General features: G+C 57.1%; 29 protein-coding genes and 3 pseudogenes. 18 read left to right on the top strand and 14 right to left on the bottom strand.

Going from position 1 to position 21,506, the window contains the following annotated elements; genetic code table 11:
- Positions 1 to 8: 8 nt before the first annotated feature.
- The 4 genes from ACOZK9_RS22755 to ACOZK9_RS22740 all read right to left on the bottom strand — a co-directional run bounded on the left by ACOZK9_RS22755 (position 9) and on the right by ACOZK9_RS22740 (position 2,921).
- Positions 9 to 521 (bottom strand): GNAT family N-acetyltransferase, encoded by a 513-nt coding sequence (locus ACOZK9_RS22755; protein ID WP_152748884.1) that lies wholly within the window; start codon positions 519 to 521, stop codon positions 9 to 11.
- 132 nt (positions 522 to 653) lie between these two features.
- Positions 654 to 1,199, bottom strand: coding sequence for an ATP phosphoribosyltransferase regulatory subunit (locus tag ACOZK9_RS22750; protein ID WP_172979628.1), 546 nt, complete (start codon positions 1,197 to 1,199; stop codon positions 654 to 656).
- A gap of 291 nt (positions 1,200 to 1,490) precedes the next feature.
- On the bottom strand, positions 1,491 to 2,186 hold the full coding sequence (locus ACOZK9_RS22745) for a tRNA (adenine(22)-N(1))-methyltransferase (protein WP_152748885.1): 696 nt from the start codon (positions 2,184 to 2,186) through the stop codon (positions 1,491 to 1,493).
- A 24-nt stretch (positions 2,187 to 2,210) separates the two neighbouring features.
- Positions 2,211 to 2,921 (bottom strand): FadR/GntR family transcriptional regulator, encoded by a 711-nt coding sequence (locus ACOZK9_RS22740; RefSeq protein WP_058411887.1) that lies wholly within the window; start codon positions 2,919 to 2,921, stop codon positions 2,211 to 2,213.
- Positions 2,922 to 3,259: 338 nt separating this feature from the next.
- Between ACOZK9_RS22740 and ACOZK9_RS22735 the strand changes: the two genes are divergently transcribed.
- Together ACOZK9_RS22735 and gudD are read left to right on the top strand one after the other, a co-directional pair.
- On the top strand, positions 3,260 to 4,618 hold the full coding sequence (locus ACOZK9_RS22735) for an MFS transporter (protein WP_058411888.1): 1,359 nt from the start codon (positions 3,260 to 3,262) through the stop codon (positions 4,616 to 4,618).
- An 18-nt stretch (positions 4,619 to 4,636) separates the two neighbouring features.
- Positions 4,637 to 5,971 (top strand): glucarate dehydratase, encoded by a 1,335-nt coding sequence (gene gudD, locus ACOZK9_RS22730; protein WP_421556603.1) that lies wholly within the window; start codon positions 4,637 to 4,639, stop codon positions 5,969 to 5,971.
- Positions 5,972 to 6,051: 80 nt separating this feature from the next.
- On the opposite strand, the gene ACOZK9_RS22725 is transcribed toward gudD, so the two are convergent.
- From ACOZK9_RS22725 to ACOZK9_RS22715, 3 genes and pseudogenes are all read right to left on the bottom strand, one after another.
- Positions 6,052 to 6,426: an addiction module antidote protein gene (locus ACOZK9_RS22725; protein ID WP_058411890.1), complete on the bottom strand. Its 375-nt coding sequence runs from the start codon at positions 6,424 to 6,426 to the stop codon at positions 6,052 to 6,054.
- Between the two features lies 1 nt (position 6,427).
- A complete protein-coding gene (locus ACOZK9_RS22720; protein WP_099235850.1) occupies positions 6,428 to 6,730 on the bottom strand; it encodes a type II toxin-antitoxin system RelE/ParE family toxin in 303 nt (100 codons plus the stop codon).
- Between the two features lie 213 nt (positions 6,731 to 6,943).
- Positions 6,944 to 7,135: pseudogene (locus ACOZK9_RS22715) on the bottom strand (M20/M25/M40 family metallo-hydrolase); the annotation flags it as partial.
- Between the two features lie 3 nt (positions 7,136 to 7,138).
- On the opposite strand from ACOZK9_RS22715, the pseudogene ACOZK9_RS22710 reads away from it, so the two are divergent.
- A pseudogene (locus tag ACOZK9_RS22710) lies at positions 7,139 to 7,360 on the top strand (FAD-dependent oxidoreductase); the annotation flags it as partial.
- A gap of 81 nt (positions 7,361 to 7,441) precedes the next feature.
- Entirely contained in the window at positions 7,442 to 7,741 is a 300-nt protein-coding gene (locus ACOZK9_RS22705; protein WP_058411893.1) for a hypothetical protein, read from the top strand.
- Positions 7,742 to 7,851: 110 nt separating this feature from the next.
- Here the strand turns inward: ACOZK9_RS22705 and ACOZK9_RS22700 are convergent, their stop codons facing one another.
- From ACOZK9_RS22700 to ACOZK9_RS22690, 3 genes are read right to left on the bottom strand one after another with little or no spacing between them, the layout of a single operon-like run.
- A complete protein-coding gene (locus ACOZK9_RS22700) occupies positions 7,852 to 8,283 on the bottom strand; it encodes a carboxymuconolactone decarboxylase family protein (RefSeq protein WP_058411894.1) in 432 nt (143 codons plus the stop codon).
- A gap of 28 nt (positions 8,284 to 8,311) precedes the next feature.
- Complete coding sequence (locus ACOZK9_RS22695; RefSeq protein WP_122250606.1) at positions 8,312 to 8,644, bottom strand: hypothetical protein; 333 nt, start codon at positions 8,642 to 8,644, stop codon at positions 8,312 to 8,314.
- Entirely contained in the window at positions 8,641 to 9,087 is a 447-nt protein-coding gene (locus tag ACOZK9_RS22690; protein ID WP_058411896.1) for a GNAT family N-acetyltransferase, read from the bottom strand. The genes ACOZK9_RS22695 and ACOZK9_RS22690 overlap by 4 nt, the downstream gene beginning before the upstream one ends.
- An 85-nt stretch (positions 9,088 to 9,172) precedes the next feature.
- On the opposite strand from ACOZK9_RS22690, the gene pdxR reads away from it, so the two are divergent.
- Entirely contained in the window at positions 9,173 to 10,576 is a 1,404-nt protein-coding gene (pdxR, locus tag ACOZK9_RS22685; RefSeq protein ID WP_421556602.1) for a MocR-like pyridoxine biosynthesis transcription factor PdxR, read from the top strand.
- A 34-nt stretch (positions 10,577 to 10,610) separates the two neighbouring features.
- Here the strand turns inward: pdxR and ACOZK9_RS22680 are convergent, their stop codons facing one another.
- From ACOZK9_RS22680 to ACOZK9_RS22670, 3 genes and pseudogenes are all read right to left on the bottom strand, one after another.
- The gene (locus tag ACOZK9_RS22680; protein WP_152748888.1) at positions 10,611 to 10,874 is read right to left on the bottom strand and encodes an Ada metal-binding domain-containing protein; all 264 of its coding nucleotides are present in this window, start codon (positions 10,872 to 10,874) and stop codon (positions 10,611 to 10,613) included.
- Between the two features lie 59 nt (positions 10,875 to 10,933).
- Positions 10,934 to 12,038 (bottom strand): annotated as a pseudogene (gene ada / locus ACOZK9_RS22675) (bifunctional DNA-binding transcriptional regulator/O6-methylguanine-DNA methyltransferase Ada).
- Between the two features lie 98 nt (positions 12,039 to 12,136).
- Positions 12,137 to 12,853 carry a 2OG-Fe(II) oxygenase gene (locus ACOZK9_RS22670; protein WP_058411900.1) on the bottom strand — a complete coding sequence of 239 codons (717 nt, stop codon included), beginning with the start codon at positions 12,851 to 12,853 and terminating at the stop codon, positions 12,137 to 12,139.
- Between the two features lie 316 nt (positions 12,854 to 13,169).
- Here ACOZK9_RS22670 and ACOZK9_RS22665 point away from each other — a divergent pair, with 316 nt between their 5' ends.
- The 9 genes from ACOZK9_RS22665 to ACOZK9_RS22625 all read left to right on the top strand — a co-directional run bounded on the left by ACOZK9_RS22665 (position 13,170) and on the right by ACOZK9_RS22625 (position 17,406).
- On the top strand, positions 13,170 to 14,438 hold the full coding sequence (locus tag ACOZK9_RS22665; RefSeq protein WP_421556601.1) for an S-type pyocin domain-containing protein: 1,269 nt from the start codon (positions 13,170 to 13,172) through the stop codon (positions 14,436 to 14,438).
- Positions 14,439 to 14,446: 8 nt separating this feature from the next.
- The gene (locus ACOZK9_RS22660; protein WP_152748890.1) at positions 14,447 to 14,701 is read left to right on the top strand and encodes a bacteriocin immunity protein; all 255 of its coding nucleotides are present in this window, start codon (positions 14,447 to 14,449) and stop codon (positions 14,699 to 14,701) included.
- Positions 14,702 to 14,958: 257 nt separating this feature from the next.
- Positions 14,959 to 15,228, top strand: coding sequence for a bacteriocin immunity protein (locus ACOZK9_RS22655; RefSeq protein WP_152748891.1), 270 nt, complete (start codon positions 14,959 to 14,961; stop codon positions 15,226 to 15,228).
- Positions 15,203 to 15,523 carry a hypothetical protein gene (locus tag ACOZK9_RS22650; RefSeq protein WP_421556600.1) on the top strand — a complete coding sequence of 107 codons (321 nt, stop codon included), beginning with the start codon at positions 15,203 to 15,205 and terminating at the stop codon, positions 15,521 to 15,523. Before ACOZK9_RS22655 ends, ACOZK9_RS22650 begins: the two co-directional genes overlap by 26 nt.
- Entirely contained in the window at positions 15,504 to 15,794 is a 291-nt protein-coding gene (locus ACOZK9_RS22645) for a bacteriocin immunity protein (RefSeq protein ID WP_152746760.1), read from the top strand. Before ACOZK9_RS22650 ends, ACOZK9_RS22645 begins: the two co-directional genes overlap by 20 nt.
- Before the next feature lie 3 nt (positions 15,795 to 15,797).
- Positions 15,798 to 16,076 carry a bacteriocin immunity protein gene (locus ACOZK9_RS22640; protein ID WP_152749770.1) on the top strand — a complete coding sequence of 93 codons (279 nt, stop codon included), beginning with the start codon at positions 15,798 to 15,800 and terminating at the stop codon, positions 16,074 to 16,076.
- Between the two features lie 15 nt (positions 16,077 to 16,091).
- Complete coding sequence (locus tag ACOZK9_RS22635; RefSeq protein ID WP_122250602.1) at positions 16,092 to 16,361, top strand: bacteriocin immunity protein; 270 nt, start codon at positions 16,092 to 16,094, stop codon at positions 16,359 to 16,361.
- Positions 16,362 to 16,598: 237 nt separating this feature from the next.
- Positions 16,599 to 16,907 (top strand): putative quinol monooxygenase, encoded by a 309-nt coding sequence (locus ACOZK9_RS22630; RefSeq protein WP_122250601.1) that lies wholly within the window; start codon positions 16,599 to 16,601, stop codon positions 16,905 to 16,907.
- A 127-nt stretch (positions 16,908 to 17,034) separates the two neighbouring features.
- A complete protein-coding gene (locus ACOZK9_RS22625; protein WP_058411906.1) occupies positions 17,035 to 17,406 on the top strand; it encodes a hypothetical protein in 372 nt (123 codons plus the stop codon).
- A gap of 45 nt (positions 17,407 to 17,451) precedes the next feature.
- Here ACOZK9_RS22625 and ACOZK9_RS22620 read toward each other — a convergent pair whose 3' ends face one another.
- Positions 17,452 to 18,102 (bottom strand): CGNR zinc finger domain-containing protein, encoded by a 651-nt coding sequence (locus ACOZK9_RS22620; RefSeq protein ID WP_235592388.1) that lies wholly within the window; start codon positions 18,100 to 18,102, stop codon positions 17,452 to 17,454.
- Positions 18,103 to 18,129: 27 nt separating this feature from the next.
- Here ACOZK9_RS22620 and ACOZK9_RS22615 point away from each other — a divergent pair, with 27 nt between their 5' ends.
- The 4 genes from ACOZK9_RS22615 to ACOZK9_RS22600 all read left to right on the top strand — a co-directional run bounded on the left by ACOZK9_RS22615 (position 18,130) and on the right by ACOZK9_RS22600 (position 21,370).
- The gene (locus ACOZK9_RS22615) at positions 18,130 to 19,071 is read left to right on the top strand and encodes an alpha/beta fold hydrolase (protein WP_082648989.1); all 942 of its coding nucleotides are present in this window, start codon (positions 18,130 to 18,132) and stop codon (positions 19,069 to 19,071) included.
- Between the two features lie 123 nt (positions 19,072 to 19,194).
- The gene (locus tag ACOZK9_RS22610) at positions 19,195 to 19,821 is read left to right on the top strand and encodes an FMN-dependent NADH-azoreductase (protein WP_152749768.1); all 627 of its coding nucleotides are present in this window, start codon (positions 19,195 to 19,197) and stop codon (positions 19,819 to 19,821) included.
- Between the two features lie 123 nt (positions 19,822 to 19,944).
- Entirely contained in the window at positions 19,945 to 20,646 is a 702-nt protein-coding gene (locus ACOZK9_RS22605) for a glutathione S-transferase family protein (RefSeq protein WP_152746742.1), read from the top strand.
- 160 nt (positions 20,647 to 20,806) lie between these two features.
- Positions 20,807 to 21,370 carry a TetR/AcrR family transcriptional regulator gene (locus tag ACOZK9_RS22600; protein ID WP_421556599.1) on the top strand — a complete coding sequence of 188 codons (564 nt, stop codon included), beginning with the start codon at positions 20,807 to 20,809 and terminating at the stop codon, positions 21,368 to 21,370.
- The last annotated feature ends 136 nt before the right edge of the window (positions 21,371 to 21,506 follow it).

Raw genomic sequence — 21,506 nt, 5'->3', positions numbered from 1 at the left:
GGCTAAACTTAATGCTCCCAAACATACCTCACCTCATCCAGCGCCACCCCGCCACGCACCAGCGTGCGGCGGCTGCCAGATTGTTCTTTTCCTCCGAACGCCTGATAAAAGCGGATAGCTCTTTGATTCTCGGCTAACACCCATAACGTAATATTTTTATAACCCTGATCAAGCAAACGCGTTAAACCTGACGTCCACAATTGGGCGCCGATACCCTTTCCCCAATAGTCTGCCAACAGGTAAATAGCCATGACCTCCCCCGTTTCGACCGTGGGTTTATCTTCATCACGGCAAGGCCCAACCGACACCCAGCCAACAATATTTCCATCGACTTCTGCGACTAAAACGTCAGCGTCCTTGCATTCAATTGAAGCAACCCAATGAGCTTCTCTTTTAGGCAGCGTCGCCGTCAGCGAGGCTAAAAAATCAGCCGGCATCAGCTCAACATAAGCGTGTTGCCAGCTACTGACATGAACCTGAGCGATGCGCTTCGCATCCCCAGGCTGTGCATCACGGATCATTATTCAAACCCTCATCGGTGCGCGGTCTTAAACAACGCTTTTGCTTTTGCTGCGGGGCAGCGGCCGTGTTCCAAACTATTCAACAAGATTGACTCATTGATGACAGTCGCTGCCGCTGCACCGCCAAGGCCGTCACATCAACGCAAGCACCAAGCGCTCAAGCCCGATGCCAAAACCGGCACCTTCGCGGTAGGCACCGCCGCCAACCACTTGCTGCTGCGCGCCTAAGGAGGGGCAGCGCACCTCAAAGCCGTTGCCTTCGAGGTAATAACTCAGCCCACGCTTCACCGCCAGATTGAGTTCATAGTCGAGACCCAGCGTATCTAAAAACCCGGTACACAGCGCCTGACTGCGCAGCAATGCGAGTGCGGGTTCAGGGCTGAGAATTTCGAGCCCCAGTTGGGTGAATTCACGATAGCGACCGGCTTGCGGGCGCTCGTACCGGTAACACCGTGCCACGTAGAAAAACACTGCTTCGCGCCGCCCATCGAGCAGTTGCGCATTACGCTCCTGGAACAAGGCGGTGGCCTCCGGGATCAGGCAACATTTGCGCCCGGCCTTGTCATCAAAGGCCCACATTTGCCCGATGATTTCACTGCCGCCGGCCTTTTCGATAAACGTGTCCTGGCCCCACAACGCGGGCACGATGGCTTCTTCAGCGCCCGCTTCGATGAAGATAACCCCGAAAAAGGCCCTCTACTTCGCGCATCGCAGCAGCTTCTTTGCCGGTCACAATTCGGGTACCACGTAGCATTGTCATGTGTTGAATCTCCATTTTTTACAGGTCATAAAAAAGGCGCCATAGGCGCCTTGGGATGGGTTCAGTGAGTGATCAGCGAGGCTGTTCAATCAGTGAGCGCAAGCAACCACGGCACCTTGGGCAAGGTCCGTGGGGGTGATGGCGGTTGCTGTGCGAAAATTCAGTCATGGGCGATCTTTGCACAGCCGCCAGAAAAGTTACAAGCGGGTTCACGCCAGCAATTGCGTAATCCACCGCGCTTGCCGGGCCACTTCCTGCACCTTTTGTTCAGGCACTGCGTATCGGGCATGCTCAAAGCTGGCCAGGGTCTTGTGCTTCTGGCGCAGCATGCGTTGCCACTTGGCCAGAAATTGCGGGGTGCGCGCCTGCATCTGCAGTGGGCCGAAGTACAGTTGTTCGGCGGTGTAGGTCACAGGCGCCGCGCGCTCGGCGACGATAATCTCGTAGTAGAACCGGTTTTCCTGCAGCAGCTCTTCGCGCAGGATCCGGTAGCCGTTGCCCATCAGCCATTCACGCAACGGTTGCTCGCCGCCGTTGGGTTGCAGGATCAAACGTTCCTGGCCGCAGAGGTGCGCCTTGCCGCTGTCGAGAATCTCGCGGATTGTCTCGCCACCCATGCCGCACAGGCTGATCGCCGTGATCGCATCGCACGGCGTGATCGCCGCCAAACCATTTGCCAGGCGCACACTGATGTGCGACTCCAGACCGTTGTCGCGCACCGTGCGCTGGGCCGCGTGAAAAGGCGTGGTCGCCACCTCCCCCGCCACCGCCGCCGCGATCACGCCGCGACGCATCAACGCCACCGGCAGGTAGCCGTGGTCCGAGCCGATGTCGGCCAGGCGCGCGCCGGCGGGCACGTTTGCCGCCACGCGCTCCAGGCGCAGGGAAAGTGTGTGTTGGTTCAACGCTTGTTCCTTATCACCACGAAGTTATTCACCCGAAAAACGATCCCGGCTGTTGGTCAGGTGCAACACCATTGCTGCCCGCGCCGCATCCGGGTCCTGGCGTTTGATTGCATTAAAGATCGCCTCATGCTCCAGGTTCGCCAACTGCCCCAGTTTGGCAAAGTCGGCACCGCCACGCTCGACACCTTTGACCTGCGTGCGCGGAATCATTGCGTTGCCCAAGTGCAGCATGATGTCGGTGAAAAAGGTATTGCCGGTGGCCTCGGCGATCAGTTGGTGAAAGCGTTTGTCCTCTTCCACGCAACTGTCGTTGTTGGCCAGCGAGGCCTGGTAGTCGCTCAGCGCCGCGCGCATACGTGCAAGCTGCTCATCACTCCTGCGCAGGGCGGCCAGCGCCACGGCCTGCACCTCCAGGCCCAGGCGCAACTCAAGCACGCTGCGCACACTGGCAACCGTGTCCACATGCAAGCGCAGCCCGGTCTGCGGCTGCGGCTCCAATACAAAGGTGCCAATGCCGTGACGCGTCTCCACCAACGCTGACGCCTGCAGCTTGGAGATGGCTTCGCGGACCACGGTGCGGCTCACGCCGTGCTCACGCACGATGGTGGATTCTGACGGCAGCTTTTCGCCGGGCTTGATTTGCCCGAGCAGGATGCACTGGGTCAGCGCCTCAACCACGCCTTGGGCGAGGTTGCTGGAGCGTTTACGCACAGGGTTTGCGTTTTCAATGGGCATCGTTGCGGGTCCACGCGGTTGAGCAGGAGCGAGCTTAACACCCCGCCCGGTGGCAAGGCCTGGGGGGATTCAAAAAGCCTTAACTTGTATGACAAGTGGATTTTATCGTAAGTAGCTTAGTGAGCGTCACGCTAACGCATCCTCGTACGCAAACCACCTCGACGCGCGCTTTAAACCCAATAAAACCGGTACATAACCATAATACCTGATGCAGATGCGGCCTTATAAGCATAAAAATACGCTACACAGGATTGCGGATCCGAGAAATCCACTTGTATGATGTCATTCAACAAAACAGCAAAAACCCGCATAAAAATAATCAAGGGGAGTTTTGAATTGTGAACAATTCAAACCGTGTATCTGCAGCTCCAGAAAGTGATTCGGTGCTCGCGCGTGCCGTGAGCAAAGTGAAGGGCCATGTGCTCCCACTGTTCGTGGTCATGTTTATCCTCAACTACATCGACCGGGTCAATATCGGCTTTGTGCGTACGCACATGGAGCATGACCTCGGCATCGGCGCTGCGGCCTATGGTTTCGGTGCCGGGCTGTTCTTCATCGGCTACGCGCTGTTCGAAGTGCCCTCCAACATGCTGCTGCAAAAGGTCGGTGCGCGAATCTGGCTGACCCGCATCATGTTCACCTGGGGCATCGTCGCCACGATGATGGCGTTCATCCAGAACGAAACCCACTTTTACATCCTGCGTTTTCTGCTCGGCGTGGCCGAAGCCGGGTTCTTTCCTGGGGTGATTTACTACTTCACCCGCTGGCTGCCGGGCGTTGAGCGCGGTAAAGCCATCGCGATCTTCCTCAGCGGCTCGGCGGTTGCGTCACTGATTTCCGGGCCTTTGTCCGGCGCCCTGTTGCAGATCGAAGGGTTCGGCTTCCATGGCTGGCAATGGATGTTCGCCCTCGAAGGGCTGGCCTCCGTGGCACTGGGTTTCTTTGTATGGTTCTGGCTGGACTCCAAACCGCATGACGCCAAATGGCTGACTCGCGAAGAGCAAGACGCACTGGTGGGCGCCATCGACCAGGAACAACGCGAGCGTGAGGCGCTGACCAGCGTGAAGCCGACGCTGGGCAAGTTGCTCAAAGACCGCCAGATCCTGCTGTTTTGCGCCTTGTACTTCTGCATCCAACTGACGATTTACGCGGCGACCTTTTGGCTGCCGAGCATCATCAAGAAGATGGGCGACCTGAGCGACATACAAGTCGGATTCTTCAACTCGATACCGTGGCTGATTTCGATCATCGCCATGTACACCTTTGCTTCGCTGTCGGGCAAATTCAAGTTCCAGCAAGCCTGGGTCGCCGCAGCGCTGTTGATCGCCGCAGCGGGCATGTTCATGTCGACCACCGGCGGGCCGGTCTTTGCCTTTGTGGCGATTTGCTTTGCGGCCATCGGGTTCAAATCCGCCTCGTCACTGTTCTGGCCAATCCCGCAGAGCTACCTGGACGCGCGCATCGCCGCCGCAGTGATCGCGCTGATCAACTCCATCGGCAACCTCGGCGGTTTTGTGGCGCCGACCACCTTTGGTTTTCTGGAACAAACCACCGGTTCGATCCAGGGCGGCCTGTATGCGCTGGCGGGCACCTCAGTGCTTGCCGCGATCCTGGTGTTCTTCGCCAAGACGTCACCCTCTGCGGTGCTGGCAGCGCCGAATGCCGTGCCCACAGCCGCCATCAGCAAACCCCTTTAAGCTTTTCAGGAACGTGCCATGAATACCTCCAAATCACCTGTGATTACCGATTTCCACGTCATCCCGGTGGCGGGCCACGACAGCATGCTGCTCAACCTCAGCGGCGCCCATGGGCCGTTTTTTACGCGCAATATCGTGATTCTCAAGGACAACGCCGGCAACACCGGCGTGGGCGAAGTACCCGGTGGCGAACGCATCCGCGAAACCCTGGAAGACGCGCGCAGCCTGGTCATCGGCCAACCTATCGGCCAGTACCAGCGCATCCTCAATCAGATGCGCACTACGTTTGCTGTGCGCGACAGTGCCGGTCGAGGCCTGCAAACCTTTGACCTGCGCATCACCATCCATGCCGTCACCGCCGTGGAAGCCGCACTGCTCGACTTGCTGGGTCAGTTCCTCGAAGTGCCGGTGGCCGCCTTGCTCGGCGAAGGCCAGCAGCGCGATGCGGTAAAAATGCTCGGCTATCTGTTCTACGTCGGTGATCGCACGGCCACTGACTTGGCCTACCGCAACGAGGCTGACGCCGACGATGACTGGTTCCGTTTGCGTCACGAAAAAGCCATGACCGCCGAGGCGGTGGTGCGCTTGGCAGAAGCGGCCAACGCCAAATACGGCTTCAACGATTTCAAGCTCAAGGGCGGTGTATTGAGTGGCGATGAGGAAATCGAAGCGGTCACGGCACTGGCCGAACGCTTCCCCGATGCGCGCATCACGCTCGACCCGAACGGCGCCTGGTCACTCAAAGAAGCCATCCGCCTGTGCCGCGACCAGCACCATGTGCTGGCCTACGCCGAAGACCCTTGCGGCGCCGAAAACGGCTACTCGGGCCGCGAGGTTATGGCTGAGTTCCGCCGAGCGACGGGCCTTAAAACGGCAACCAATATGATCGCCACCGACTGGCGTGAAATGGGCCATGCGATCCAACTGCAATCAGTCGACATTCCGCTGGCCGACCCGCACTTCTGGACGATGCAGGGCTCGGTGCGGGTTGCGCAGATGTGCAACGACTGGGGTTTGACATGGGGTTCGCACTCCAACAACCACTTTGATATTTCGCTGGCGATGTTCACCCAGGTAGCCGCCGCCGCACCGGGTGACATCACGGCCATCGACACTCATTGGATCTGGCAGGACGGCCAGCGCCTGACCAAGCAACCGCTGAAAATCGAAGGCGGCTACGTGAAGGTGCCTGCCAAGCCTGGCTTGGGCGTGGAGATCGACATGGACGCCGTGGCCAAAGCTCACGAGGTGTACAAAGGCATGGGCTTGGGCGCGCGCGATGACAGCGTGGCCATGCAGTTTTTGATTCCGGGTTGGACATTCAATAACAAGCAGCCCTGCCTGGTGCGTTAAGGGGTATCAGCCGCAAGGTGCTGAGGCTGTGCCAATAAAAAGCGCCCTTGAGGGGCGCTTTCAAGATCAGCGTTGGCGGGCTACTGGCCGTTTCGCTCTCGCCATTTTTGAATGTCGGGCGCTGCCATTGGCTGCACAGTCAGCTCCACGCCTAGCGCAAGCATCAGCTTCTGAACCGTTTCATAACGCGTTTTTGCACCGCCTTTCAGGGTTTTATACAAGCTTTCGCGATTAACCCCCGCGGCCTCGGCCACCTTGTTCACGCCCTGCGCCTTGGCGACCTCGGCGAGTGCTTTCATGAGTACCTGCGGGTCTTGCGACTTCATGCTTTGCGCCAGGTAAGCGCTGATGGTTTGCGGGCTGTCGAGGAAGCGTGAAGCTTCATAGACGCGTGTACCGGATGTATCAAGATCGAGGATCGGCATGTCCTCGGGTTTGAATGTCGACTCGCTCATTTCATTGACCTCTCAGGGCATCAAGAATCTCTTTTGCCCGTTGAATTCCTCGCTTCTGGTCGGTCTTGTCACTCCCCCAAAGCATCAGGTAAGCGGTGATACCGGTGCGTACAAAGTAAATTCTGTAGCCTGGCCCGACGAAAACACGCATTTCACTCAGGCCATCGCCTACGGGCTCGCAATCGCCAAAATTGTTTTCTTCGGCACGGTCCAACCGAGCCAGAACCGCTGTTTTCCCCCAAATATCCCTCATACCGTCGAGCCACGTATCAAACTCCGGCGTCCTGCCAATCAAGTGGGTCACAACTTCACCTGTAGCCTACTGGCTACCCTTTGCAGATGCTAGTTAAATTTTAATTCCGGTTAGAACCGGAATCAAAACCCTAGCTAACGCCTGCAGGGGCGGCCGTTGAGTACTATTAGCGGTTGTTTCGTATGCGTTTAAAGCGCCGGACCGCGGTGCCTGCATCGCGAGCAAGCCCGCTCCCAGATTTTGTGGGTCGGTGCGTGTCAGGGGTTACTGGCTCACGAATGCCAGCACGCGTGCGAGCATCTGGTCGCACGCCGCCAGTTGCTCAAGGCTGATGAACTCGTCCGGCTTGTGGCCCTGCTCCATGCTGCCCGGCCCGCACACTACGGTGGGAATGCCAGCCTGATCAAACAGCCCGCCCTCGGTACCAAAGGCCACGCTGCCGAACGCCTGAGAGCCGGCGCCTACTTTGATGTGCTGCGCTATGCGGATGCGTATATCGAGGCCAACGGTTTGCCGTTTCCCCTGGAACCCGAAGCCTGGGAACTGCTGCCCGACCCGAAGTGCCTGCCGAACCTGGTCAACCGTGCGTCATCGTTTATCTACGGGGTTTGGCACGATGCGAAGTACGTGGCCGACCACATTGTTTTGCAGAACGAGTACATGTCCTACAACAGGCCGTGATCGGTTGAGCTGCCGACGCCGGGAACGACCCGCTGTGCCTGTAAGTCTACCGGTCACTAATCATCGGTAAGGAACAGCGCAATGGATAAGACAATCACGGTAGATCAACTGGCTACCACTGACCTTAGATCCGTCAATGAGATATGGCTCGGCGGCACGCATACCCAACTGTGCCTATGGCGTGGAGAACAAGTCTTCACCCACGAAATGATGAGCGAGGGCACCCACGAGCAAAATATCCGACGCCTGTGCTTGCAGTTGGTCAACCCTGACGATAAGGCCGCAGTGGCCGCCGTTGAGTTGATCGCGCGCGAGCGCCTGGAAAAGCTGGGAAAGCAAGGTGAATTTTATCCGGCTGAGGAGGCTGACACTTATCAATAGTCGCTCTGCGGCGCTGATAAAAAAAAGGAAGTTTCGGCTAGTCGGGAGAGTTCTCAGTACGTCATATAAGGAGCTATTGCTATGCATTATGGGCGACGATCACCGCGCTCCTAGAGCCTCATCCCCACCGCCAGCCGGTTGAAGGCATTCATCAACGACACGGCCAATGTCAGATCGGAAATCTCGACGTCGGAGAAGTGCGTTTTCAGGGGATCGTACAGCACCTCTGGCGCGCCTTTCTCACTGACGTAGGTGAGTGTTTCAGCCCATGCCAGGGCTGCGCGTTCGCGGTCGTTGAACAGCTCGCTGACTCGCCACCCTGCGAGGCAATCCAGCTTCTCTTGCGCCACCTCACACGCGCGCAGGGTCTGCGAATGCTTGCCCAGACAAAACGAGCAGCCGTTGATCTGCGAAACACGTAAGTACACCAGTTCAAGTAATGGCAAGCCCAAGGCGCTAGCGGCCAGTGCGGTGTTGGTGGCGATCAGGCCTTGATAGGCGGCAGGTGACAGAGACGCAAATGGAAGCCTGAGTTGGCTCATGGTGAAACTCCTGTGTGAGAAAAAATGATCAAGCGCGTACGAGGTTGTTGAACAGCGGCTCTGTTGACAGTGCGGTCCGGGCTTCTTCGACCGCGGCTCGAATGGCTGCCTCACCGAACACCACCCCCTGGAGATAGGTGAACCGCCGATCGAACAGCGGGGCGTGTAATGGCATGGTTGTGGTTAGGCCGTGGGCGTAGTCCGAGCCCAGTGGTGGCAATGGATTAGCGCCCAAGTCGCGCTCAACCAGTTTGAGGTTCGGATAGCGTTGGCGCAGTGACGTCACACGCTCCAGTGCCAACTGATTCGCCTGTGAAACCTGCCCACGCCGGCTGACGTTGATCAACAGAAAATTGTTCATGCCCGTTCCACGCCCCGAAGGCGCTGGGTGAAGTGCATGCCACGGGCCAGTAACCCTTGACGAAAATAGAAGCGTTGGGCCAACGGCATGTGCAGGCCAGTATCCAGTACAAGGTGATCACATTGGCGCTGCACTGCTTCATCGCGCACTGCATTCAACAGCCGCTCTCCCAAGCCGCTGCGCTGTAGAGCTGGGCTCACGACCAGGTCATCGACATAGATGAAACGTCCGTAAAGCAGGTTTTCCAGCTCGCGGTAACCCGCCAGGCCGACGATGCGTTCACCGTCGCAGACTGCGAGCAAACGGTAGCCTTGCTCGGTCTGCCGGGCCAACTGCGCTAAGTAGGCAGCCTGCGTAACGATGTGCGGCCGCAATACACGCATCAGGTCGAAACTGGCACCGAAGGCCTGCTCGCTATCGAGGTATTGAAGTGTGTAAGGCATGTGCGCCGTCCGCTTAAGAGATGACCCACTTTAGAACAGCAATGACTTAAGCTACAGGACCAAAAAGTGCATAAATGACTAGGCCATGATTGTTTCTTTCGAGCTGGACCGCATCCATTCTGCGCCGATCTATCGTCAGCTTTATCAGCGCTTTCGTGAGGCCATCGCCGATGGCCGCCTGCATCCGGGAGATCGGGTGCCTGCCGTTCGCGCATTGGCAGCGGAGCTGAACCTGGCGCGCGGCACCGTTGAAGCGGCTTATCAGTTACTGATTGGCGAGGGCTATCTGACGGCGCGCGGGGCAGCCGGGACGACAGTGACACCGCAACTGGCGCCGGTTTCTGCGTCCATAAAACCGGCCCGAGTGGCTTCGACGACGTACTCATCCACCCACTTCGGGACGCTGCCGCTAGCCCTGCAAATGGGCCTTCCAGCACTGGATGCCTTTCCGCGCAAGCTCTGGACACGACTGGCTGGCCGGCAACTTCGACAGGCGGGCATCGAAGGCCTCATCTACCCGAACGCGCAAGGTTACGCACCGTTGCGAGCAGCCATCGCGTCCTACCTGGGAATTTCCAGGGGAATCATCTGCCACCCGGATCAGATTTTTGTGTGCGCGGGCTACCGCGCCTGCCTCGACCTGATCAGCCACACACTGATGCAACGAGGCGATACCTGCTGGATGGAAGAGCCCGGCTACTTTATGGCCAGGAACGCCCTGTTAGACGCTGGTGCAGCGTTGGTGCCCGTCCCAGTGGACGAACAGGGCATGGACGTCGCGCAAGGCATCGCCCGCGCCCCAGATGCTCGCTTCGCCCTGGTCACGCCAACCCACCAAAGCCCGCTGGGTATGTCACTGTCACTGCCGCGCCGGTTGGCACTACTGGAGTGGGCCAACTGCCAAGGGAGCTGGATCATTGAGGACGATTACGACAGTGAATACCGCTACATGGGCAAACCATTGCCCGCCCTGAAAAGCCTCGATCGACAGGGCCGTGTGCTTTATACCGGCACCTTCAGCAAAGTACTGTTTCCAGGCCTGCGTCTGGCCTACTTGGTGGTGCCCGCCGAACACAGCCACGCATTCGCCCGTCAGGCGGATCGTCTGCATAACCACTGCCCGCACCTGCTGCAGGCGACCGTCAGCACATTCCTCAACGAGGGTCACTTCGGGCGGCATTTAAAGAAGATGCGCGGCCTCTACGCGCGCCGCCGTCAATGGCTGATCGATGCGTTGCAGCAACAGTTCGGCGACCGTCTGCAGATAAACCCTCAAGCCGGTGGCATGCACTTGGTCGCAGGCCTTGGCGCAGTGGACGATATAGCGCTTGCCCAGCGTGCCCGTGAGGTGGGGATTGCCGTCGAACCGTTGTCACAGTGGTATCTGGACGCCAAGCCCAGGCACGGTTTGGTTCTTGGATTTACCAATATCGCCAGTGCCGAACAGGCGTCGGCGGTGGCGGGTCGATTGGCTCAAATCTTTTACTGAATTGAGCCATATTCCGATCAGCAATATCGAGGTGCTACTGGCCTTCAGTTGTCAGCTTCCACTCACGGTAACGGGCGGGCATGCATCTGAAGCATGGGCGATAGCCTGCCAATCGGGCGGTCTGTTCATCGATAAAAAATACACGATCCTTCACATACCCGCCTTTGCTCAAGGCTCGCAGTGCCGCCGGGCAGTCAAGGCGCCCGTAGATCTTGCCTTTTTTGTGCCCGCCAAACTGTCCCGGCTTGCGACTGAGGACGACCTTGCCGTGGGCGTCCATGATCTTCCAACGCTTCATTACGCGCTCTACCCCGTTCAGTGCCAGCTCGCAGGATCAGCCCCTACCCACGGCGCAGCTCATCCGCCAACTTGTGCAGCATGCATGCCCTTCTCACGCTCAATTAACATGCGCTTACGCTCCACCCCCCCAACGGTAGCCAGACAATGATCCGTCACTGCGCACTACGCGATGACACGGAATCGCCACCGCCAGCTTATTGGCCCCGCACGCGTTAGCCACTGCACGGGTGGCGCTGGGCATGCCTATCCTCGCGGCGACCTGGGCATAGGTCTCGGTCGTGCCTGCAGGAATATCCCTGAGCGCCTGCCACACCCGCTCTTGAAACACGGTGCCACGAATATCCAACGGAAGCGCAAGGTCTGTACCCGGCGATTCAACATAGCCGACGACAGTGGCAACCAGCGCCTCGAACTCGACGTCGCCACCGATCAGGTTGGCGTTGGGGAACTGGTCCTGAAAATTCTCCACCAGCGCGTTAGGGTCAACGTCCAATAAAATGGCACAAATGCCGCGCGCGCTTCTGGCTACCAGAATCGAGCCCAGCGAGCTTTCGCCCAGTGCGAATTTAATATCCACGTTGGCGCCCCCGGCACGGTACTCGGTAGGCTTCATGCCGAGGATGTTTTGCGACGCTTCATAAAATCGGCTGTTGGAGTTATAGCCAGCCTCATAGAGCGCGTCGGTGATGGTGCCGCTGAGCGAAAGCTGGTCTCTGACGCGCGAACGCAATGAAGCTACGCTGTAGGCTTTAGGCGTCAGGCCTGTGAGTTTCTTAAAGACGCGGTGGAAGTGGAAGCTGCTCATGCCGACCTGTTCGGCCAAGTCGCCCAGGTTGAGCACGGTGTCCGATGTATCGATGCGCCTGCACGCTTCGGCGACTGCCGCGGCGTGCTTCTGGGCGACGACCGCGGGGTTGCTGCTGTCGCGTTTGGAGGGGCGAAACCCGGCCCTTTCGGCTTCGGCTGTGGTGTCGAAAAATACGACATTTTCTGGCCGAGGCAGCTTGGTCGGACTGCAGGGCCGGCAATAAACCCCGGTGGTCAGCACTCCGTAGACAAAATCGAGGTTCGCATCAGCCTGGCGGTTTACGAGGATATTCCAGCGCGGATCGTCCTCGGCCCTCAGCAGCGGATGGGTGGTTTGTTCTTTAAAGCATTCCATGGCAATGCCCCCTCTTCGCAATTTGCACTAGCCTATCGCTTTCGAGCCGCGTTAAAACCCCGAGTCTTGCTTTCAAATTCGCACGCTTGGCCGTCCCATCACTGCGCATCATGGAATATCACCCCAAGGGTAAACCGGTCCCCCGCGCGGACCTCGCTCACGCCGTGCCGCGTAAATACGGAATAGAAGCCTCTGACCCCCTTCACGGGCCTGCGGTTGACGGCAAAAATCACCGCATCGCCCTTGCGCAACGGCACTACGCTGACCCTGGACTGCATGCGAGGTCGCTGTTCGGTGAGCACAAATTCTCCGCCGCTGAATTCGTCATTGGGCTCAGACAGGAGGATAGCCATCTGCACGGGAAACAGAATGTCGCCATACAGGTCGCGGTGCAGGCAATTGTAGTCACCTGCACCGTAGCGCAGCAGCAGTGGCGTGGGGCGCTCTTGCCGGGCGTCGTGGCACTGGCTTAGAAAGTCTTCATGGCGTTCGGGATAGGGAGGTTCGAGGCCAAGCTTAGTGTTCCAATAGTTGGCCAGTGGAACCAACTGCGGGTAAACACAGGATCTCAACGTGGCAATAATCGACGGCAGCGGGTAGGCGAAGTATTTATATTGGCCTGAACCGAAGCCGTGCCTGCTCATATTGATACACGACCGAAAAATATCCGGCTCGCTGTAACTCTCGGTAAGACGCTGGCAAACATCTGGGTCGAGCAGGTTCTGAATAACGGTAAAGCCGCTGCCGTTTACGCGATGTAGATGCTCGCTCCAGTTTTCGCAAGCGAGCCTTTTTTCCAGTGCCGTGTCGACCATTGGCATTCCATTCCGGTTTGCATGATTGTCAACATAGCGCAGGCAATCAACGCGAGCCTCCCGTTTGTTGCTATCAAATTAATCCGCTGAACCGCCCCGGCTTTCGAAGGTGAGCACGTCTTCGTAGCCTTCCGCGATTCCCCCATGCGCACGAGGTGCGGGCAGAGGCTACAGCGCTTTGCTCCATTGCCTACGGCTGCGTCGGAATCGGCTGGCTTGTCCGCTTGATTGGGCGTCTCTAAGGTCGCTCGGTCGCTGAAAAATCAGTGATCGGGTGAATGTTTTGGGGATCGAACCCATTACGGCAAGGAGCGCTATGCCTACCGAAATGCTTAAAATAAGTACGCTTGGGGTCAATGGCCGAGATGGCAACGAGGAGCATGTCAAGGCGACAAAGTTGGCACAGGCTGCTTGGGATCGGGCGGTGGCGGCAAACGAACGCAACGATCGGGAAGCTGATGAGCGCTGGGAGAAGGCCCAAAAGCAGGAGGAAGGTGAGCCTAACGGGTACGTTTTTGCGAAGTCTTGCGCACTCCCGGACGGGGTGATGGATCACACAGGGTTTGTGCCTGTGGAGTCATTAGAGCATTACGGCGCCTATGCGGTGCTTGGTTCCGGGGCAGCGATGGCCGCAGGCGCGCAGGCGCTGGAATGGGTTGGAGGGTCTGTCAGTGCGTCGGCCCTGACGGCTCGACTCGGGGGCACGCTGGCGGCGGTTTTACCGAGTGGGCTGGCGATCACGGTGGCGGCACTGATCCCGAACACGACTTCGCCGGACAGCGCGTTTTATTCATCCGCGCACTATGCCGAACTGACCAAAGGCAATACCCGCGCTCGGGTAACGCTCAAGCAACTGCCAGACGGCTCGGTTGACCTGTACGGGTTCTATACCGGCGGCAAAACGGATTGGCAGAGCGTGCCGGTCATCAAAGCCGAGCCCCGCGGCGACCAGTGGGTCGCGGAGATGGGCGACGGTGTTGAAATTATCTGGACACCGGCTGCTGATCCCAATGCAGTGTTGGGGATTCCTGCGCTCGAGGGTGTGACGCTCAAACCGGCGGTCTGGGTGTATCCGCCCGGCCCCAAAGCAGAGCAGATCCTGATTAACCCGGCGTATCCGCCGGATTATCAGGACGCTATTATCTGGTTTCCCAGCCAACCGACGATTGCGCCGATCTACCTGTCGCTGAGCGTGCGTCGGGGTGAGCCGGGTGTGGTGAGTGGGCTCGGTGAAGACGTACCAGGTGAATGGCTTGATCATGCTCGGTCGGGGCTGGGTGCACCGATTCCGACCAGGATTGCTGATGTACTGCGTGGTCGGAAGTATTCGAGCTTTGATAGTTTTCGAAAAGACCTGTGGAAAGAGGTTTCGAAGAGTCCTGAGTTAGCCGTTCAACTCACTCCACAAAATATTACACGTATGAAAAACGGGTTATCGGCGACCACGCGGCGACAAGATATCGTCGGCAAAAGGCGTGTTTTTGAGCTTCATCACGTTGAGCATATTGCGAATCGTGGCGCTGTTTATGACGTTGATAATTTGCGAGTAAACACACCGAAAAATCATATTGATATGCATCGATAAGGAAACTAATGAAAAAGGCCTTTTCTGAATATACCGAAATCGAATTTATTTCTGAGTTAGATCATTTGATCAACGCCTGTGGCACTGCTTCAGATGACGATCTTGCTGATCTTTTGGAAAAATTCGAAAGCATCACGCGGCATCCAGCAGGATCAGATTTGATTTATTACCCGGAGCCGGGAGCCGACACATCCGCCGAAGGCATCACCAAGACGATCAAGGAATGGCGAGCAGCTAACGGCTTGCCGGGATTTAAAGCGTGAGGTTTCCCTGAGGGCGGGATTTTTTAGTTTTCGCGCGCGGGGAAACTTTGCCATTGCACAGAAAACCCCAGGACAGCACGTAAAATCCATGGCAAATACCGATTGGTCCCTGGAACTGACACGTCAGGCTGACAAGCGCCGTTTTGTGGCGAAGCTCAAGCACAGCATGGAGGCAAGTGGTAAGGCGTTGGAATCGGTTGGAGGGTCTGTCAGTGCATCGGCCCTGACGGCTAGACTCGGGTTAAAGGATGAGAAGCATGAGCGATCCATTCATCAAAAACAACCTTCCGGATTACACGGAAGAGGAATTCGTTAGCTTCATCGACGAGATTCGAAAAGAGGATAAAGCCTCCACTGATGATCGTGCTGACGAACTTGTATTGCATCTCAATAAAATCGCTGGCCACCCGGGCGGTATGGATTTGATTTATTACCCCGAGCTGGGAGCAGACACATCGTCTGCAGGGATTGTAAAGACAATCAAAGAATGGCGAGCGGCCCATGGCTTGCCCGGATTCAAAGAGTGATGTTTATTGCAGGCGAAAATTCGACAGAATTTCGCCTGCGATAACATGGGTCATGGCCTTTTGGGTAATGAGTAAAATGGCCAGACATGGAGGCGGATACAGGAGTGTTGGGCGTGCGCCGCGAGCTCGACGGATTGATTGGGCGGGTTCCAGGAATTCACATGACAACCATCATGTTGAGCCGATTTCAGAGGGTGGCGAAGTCTACACCGTAGATAAATGTCGAGTTAATACGCAAAAAAAACACGTCGATGCACACAAAATATGCGCAAAAAATGAGCGATCCGTTTATTAAAAATAATCTTTCTGATTACACGGAAAAAGAGTTCATCGAGTTCTTGGAGGAGCTTTTCAGGGCGGATGTGGCACCCACTGGTAATCGTGATGATGTGCTGTTGCTGCATCTCGATAAAATCGCTGGCCATCCTGCTAGCTCTGATTTGATTTATTACCCAGAGCCGGGAGCCGATACATCCGCCGAAGGCATCACTAAAACGATCAAGGAATGGCGAGCAGCTAACGGCTTGCCGGGCTTTAAGGAACTTGCAAAAGCATCAAGGCGTTAGAACATGAGCGATGTATCTATTAAAAATAGTCTTCCGGCTTACTCCGAAGAAGAGTTCATAGGTCTTATCGATGAGATTCGCAAAGAAGATAAAGCGCCTACTGATGAACGTGCGGATGAGCTGCTATTTCATTTCAGGCAGATTATCGGCCATCCCAGCGGCGCAGACTTGATTTATTACCCGCAGTCGGGAGCCGACACATCCGCCGAAGGTATCACCAAGACGATCAAGGAATGGCGCGCGGCTAACGGCTTGCCGGGATTTAAAGAACGTGCACAATAACTAAAGAGTTAAAATATGAGCGATCCGATTATCAAAAACAGCCTTCCTGATTACTCAGAAAATGAATTCATCGAGTTTTTGGAAGCGCTTTACAGAGCTGATGTAGCACCCACTGGTAATCGTGACGACGAGCTTCTGCACCATTTCAATAAAATTGTCGGCCACCCAAGCCGTATGGATTTGATCTATCACCCTGAGCCGGGAGCCGACACATCCGCCGAAGGCATCACCAAGACGATCAAGGAATGGCGCGCGGCTAACGGCTTGCCGGGCTTTAAAGCGTGAGATTTCCCTGGAGGCGATAATTCCTCTGGTTTTCGCGCGCGGAGAAATTTTTCCATCACACAGAAAACACCAGGACGACAGGCAAAACCCAAGGCAGATGCAGGAAAATCTTTGCCTATACCGCCTGCACGCAGTCAACTGTGAAGCGCCAACGATTTTTCTGAATGAATCCACCTTCTGCCCTGTCTCAAGCACTGATGGCTCCACCACGGAGCTGACCTCAACAGGACATGAGATATGACTCTGCCTCTAAACGTCGTCGCGATCATGAAAGCCAAACCCGGCAAGGAAGCTGAGCTACACAGCTTGCTGCAAGACGCCCTGCCGCACTTCCAGCAAGAGCCCGGCTGCCAAGCGTATGCGCTACTGACTGACCTTGAGGACCCTACCCGTTTCATTTCTTATGAGAGCTGGGACGACGAAGCCGCGCTGCAAGCGCATATGAAAGCGCCCACCTTGACGAACGCCATGCCAGCACTGGAAAAGATCCTCGCGGAGCCCATGCAGCAGTTTCGGCTAAATCAGCTGCCGGGCAGCACGCTCTAACGGTGATCCGTGCAAAACGGGCGTGTACGGCACGCGCGCAACGTCACGGGTGGATGCTCGGGGGAACACCCAGCATACGTTGCCGCCGTGGTGAAATGGGTCAAGTGAATCGAAGAAGGGTCAGTGTATGAAATATATCTATATCTTCGTCTTGTCGGCATTGAGCTTGAGCAGCATGGCCGCAGACCGCGGGCTTGATCTACCCAGTTGCAACCTGCAGGAGCAACGCGCATGGGTAGGCAAAACGGGTGGCCAAATCACCGACATCCGGCAAGCCCACATTTCGGAACGCGGCAATGTTTTGATTGCCGATATCAGTACCTCGCGAAAGGCTCGAAAAATTACTGAGGCACAGGCCAAACAGATGTTCAATCGCATAGAAGACATACGATTACAGTCTGACCGTTTTGTGAAGCAGCAGGGTTTCTTGAGTGCAGCGGAGAACGCCAGTTTTGATCGGGACCTGGATGCAATCGCTCACAAGCTTTGCCAGCCGTAAAAACCTAGCCCCTACCTGCGGCGCGCCAAAGACGCCGCACTCTCCCTATTCAGGCTTCTGCCTGGAACGAAACGCCGCCACCTTCATGCGATTACCGCACGTCGACATGCTGCACCAGCGGCGGCGGTGCGATTTACTCAGGTCATGGAACATCAGAATGCAGTCATGTGCCTCGCACTGGCGAACGAATTCGAATTTCTCGCTCGTGACCAGGCTCACCAAGGCATCGGCCACAGGCCACAGCAGGCTTGCCGGGCTGCCGTCGGTTCGATGAACGCCGACGCGGAACGCCTGCGCCTGGCCATCCCATTCCAGCCTGCTCACCGGGCGCCCCGCTTCCAGCACCTGATTGATCAAGGTGAGATCGGCTGAGGCGCCTTTCAGTGCAGCATTCACCAAAGCCCTTGCACTGTCGCGAAGCGTGCGCGCCTCGGCCAACAGCCCCTGCGGGACCGTCAGGCCTGCGCTCTCAGGCAACAGCCCAGCCAACTTGAACCAGCGCGCGACGCTTTGATCATCGGTAAAGCTGTCGTGACGCTGCTCACCCACGCCGTACTCACTGTTGATGAAATCGAGGGCGAGGTTGTCCGCCAAGAAAAGTGGGCTGGAAGAAGTGCTGGTCGGATTCATAGCGCCCTGTAACCAATAAATTAAGTTTGACAGGTTACCAAAAACATACGTAACCTTCAAATTCAACTTTTAACGGTTACACAAGGAGTCACCATGACCTCTCCCAAAACGATTGCAGCGGCAAGCCTTGCGGTTTCCCTGCTGGTTGGCGGTGCGCAGTCGGCCAACGCGACCAGCGTGGTTCATTACCGCTACGAGCAAGTGGGCGATGTGAAAGTTTTCTACCGCGAGGCGGGCAACCCCGACGCACCGACGGTATTGCTGCTTCACGGCTTCGCTGCCTCGTCGTTTATGTTCCGTGACCTTATTCCGCAACTTGCCGATCGCTATCACGTGATCGCGCCGGACCTGCCAGCGTTTGGCTTCACCGAAGCGCCTGCACGGGGCGAGTACGCCTACACCTTCACCCAATTGGCGAAAACCATCGGCCAGTTCACCGAACAGCTCAAGCTGGATAAATACGCGCTGATGGTTCACGACTACGGCGCCCCCGTGGGTTGGCGCCTGGCTGTGGCCCATCCTGATCGGGTGACCGCGATCATTTCTCAGAACGGTAACGCCTACGAGGAAGGCTTGGGCGATAGCTGGGCGCCTATCCAAACGTACTGGCACGCACCGACGCAGCAGAACCGCGACGCCCTGAAAGACTTCCCGACACCGGCCTCGATCAAGTGGCAATACCTTGAAGGGGTTGCCGACCAAAGCTCGGTTTCACCCGATGGCTACACGTTGGAAGGGCTTCAAATATCGCGGCCTGGCAATGCCGACATTCAGCTCGATTTGGTGTTGGATTACGCCTCGAACGTAGCAATGTACCCAGCCTTCCAGGCGTACTTTCGCAAGTACCAGCCACCGCTGCTGGCGGTGTGGGGCAAGAACGATCCGTTCTTCCTTCCGGCCGGGGCCGAGGCGTGGAAGCGCGACCTGCCGAAGGCGGACATTCGCTTCTACGACACCGGGCACTTCGCGCTCGAAACCCACGGCAAGGAAATCATTCCGGTGATCCGTGAGTTCCTGGACAAGAACATCAAGTAGCGGCAAGGCTTCAGCGGTGGGTCAAGTGGGCGGCTCAACCCACCTGTTTTGCGGGAACATCAGCGGCAGCGCAGTGGACTAAATTGAAGCACTTCTGCCGCTGCCCCAACAGGAATGAAACCGATGCATATTCTTCACATCGCCAGCTCTCCACGCGGGGAGCGCTCCGCTTCCCTGAAATTGGCCTCACGCTATCTTGAGACCGTAACCTCGCTTCATCCCGACGCCAGCATCGATGTGCTGGACGTGTGGACCACCGATCTGCTGCCCTTCGATGGCCCTGCCCTGAATGCCAAATACGCAGACCTGCAGGGCGTGCCAATGAGCGCTGAGCAACAGGCTGTGTGGAAACAGATTCATGCGTTGGGCGAGCGCTTCCACCGAGCCGACGTCATTGTTTTCAGCGTGCCGATGTGGAACTTCGGTATTCCCTACCGCCTCAAGCATTTGATTGACGCGGTGTCACAGCGCGGCGTGCTGTTCGATTTCGATGCCCAAGGCATGAAGGGTCTGCTTAAAGGCAAGCAGGTGGTGGTGTTCGCCACCCGCGGTGTGGCGCTGGGGGAAGACTACCCAACCGACGCCTACGATCATCAGGTCGCGTACCTTAAAACCTGGGCACGGATGGTGGGTATTCCGGCGATCAGCGCAGTGCTGTCGGAAGCAACGCTCGGGGAGGCTGCGACGGCAGACGCCAACTTTACCGCAGCGCTGGACGAAGCCTCGAAGCTGGCCAGCGAACGGGTGTGAATTGGAGCGACAAGCGCTACCTAACAAATGTTAGGTAGCCTATTGACGAGCGACCTTCGAAGCCCTATGGTCTGCCTACCTAACAAACGTTAGGTTTGATTTCGCTCACTCCAGGAGATGGTCATGAATTCGAAATTGCAGCTGTTTACCTCGCCCTCCGCGTTCCCCAACCCTCAGCGGCTGCGTTTGTTCATGCATGAAAAAGGGATCGCCGATCAGTTCGATGAAATCATCTATGACATGGCGCCGGGTGGGGAGCAACGTGGCTGGCGCCATCTGAACATGAACCCATGGGGTGAAACACCGACCCTGCAACTGGCAGACGGTGGCTTTATTTCCGAAACGCCGGCCATCGTGCGCTTTCTTGATCAGTCCTATCCTGGTCGCAAGATCATGGGTGATGACGCCCTGCAGCAGGGGCTCGACAACATGTGGGATAACCGCATTTGGGTGCACATTCTCTATCGCATCGTTACGGCGTTTCATGTGCTGCACACGGGGCTCGGGTTCAAGCTTGAACTGACCAAAAATGAGGCATGGGGTGAGCACTGCCGCAAGGAGGCGCTCACCCACGCGGCACTGGTCAATCGTCATTTGGCGGATGGTCGCGAATGGCTGCTGGGCGGCGCGCAACCCACGTTTTCCGATATTACGCTGGCAACCGCCATCGCCTTCTCCAAGTTCCCGGTCAACGCCACCCCGCTGGATGAGCGCTTCGAACACCTGGACGCTTACTGGAAGCGCTGGCAGCAACGGCCGAGCTTTCAAGCGGCGTACGCTGATCGCAGCAGTGGCATACCCGAACTGGATTCGCCCAGCGTGTAATGCCTGATCAGGCGCCGGGGCGGCCAGCAAATGGCAGTCTCGGCGCGATATGAAATCGGTTCTACGGCGCTCCGACAGTGCCTGCCTAACCCTTGTTAGTTTTTTGCTTTAACATACGCCGCTTCCTCAGAAACTCGCCCGAAGTGCGAAAGGCACGACAATGAGCACCAACGCCCGAGAAGCCATACTCACGGCCGCCAGGAACATCGCCCAGTCACAGGGTTACAACGGCCTGAATTTTCGCGACCTTGCGCAAGAGGTTGGCATCAAGCCAGCCAGCATTTATTACCACTTCGCAAGCAAGGCCGATTTGGGTGTCGCTGTTGCCAAACGCTATTGGGAGGACGGCGCCGCTGCGCTTGAAACCATCTCTGAGCAAACCCCGACCCCCATCGAAGCCCTTCACCGATTCCCCGAGATTTTTCGTCGCTCGCTTGAAGCGGATAATCGCCTGTGCCTGGGCAGTTTCGTCGGGGCTGAAACCGATAGCTTACCCCCCGAAATGTCCCACGAGATTCAAACATTTACCCAGGTCAATGTGGACTGGTTGAGCAGGCTACTGATCGCGGCAAACGTCTGCGAACCGGCTGAGAGCGACGCCCGCGCGCGGGCTATTTTTTCCGCCGTGGCGGGCGCTCAGCTCATCGCACGCAGCAGGTCGGACATCACACTGTTCGATACGTTGATTGATGCGTACCGTGCGTATGGGCCGCTGCCGGCGTAATTGACAGCTGCCTGATTCAGAACCTGCCTCAATTCGCTTAGCCTCAGTGCGATACTTAGTAATGTCGACTCCTAGCTGAAGGCGGTCGCTAGCAACCGCCCTCTTTCGGCCAGAAGCGGCCACTGCAACGTTGGTT

The organism is Pseudomonas kitaguniensis, from assembly GCF_049199985.1.
Classification (GTDB): Bacteria; Pseudomonadota; Gammaproteobacteria; order Pseudomonadales; family Pseudomonadaceae; genus Aquipseudomonas; species Aquipseudomonas kitaguniensis.
The sequence above is the reverse complement of the archived record's forward strand: the minus strand, read 5'-3'. Positions and strand labels throughout refer to the sequence as shown.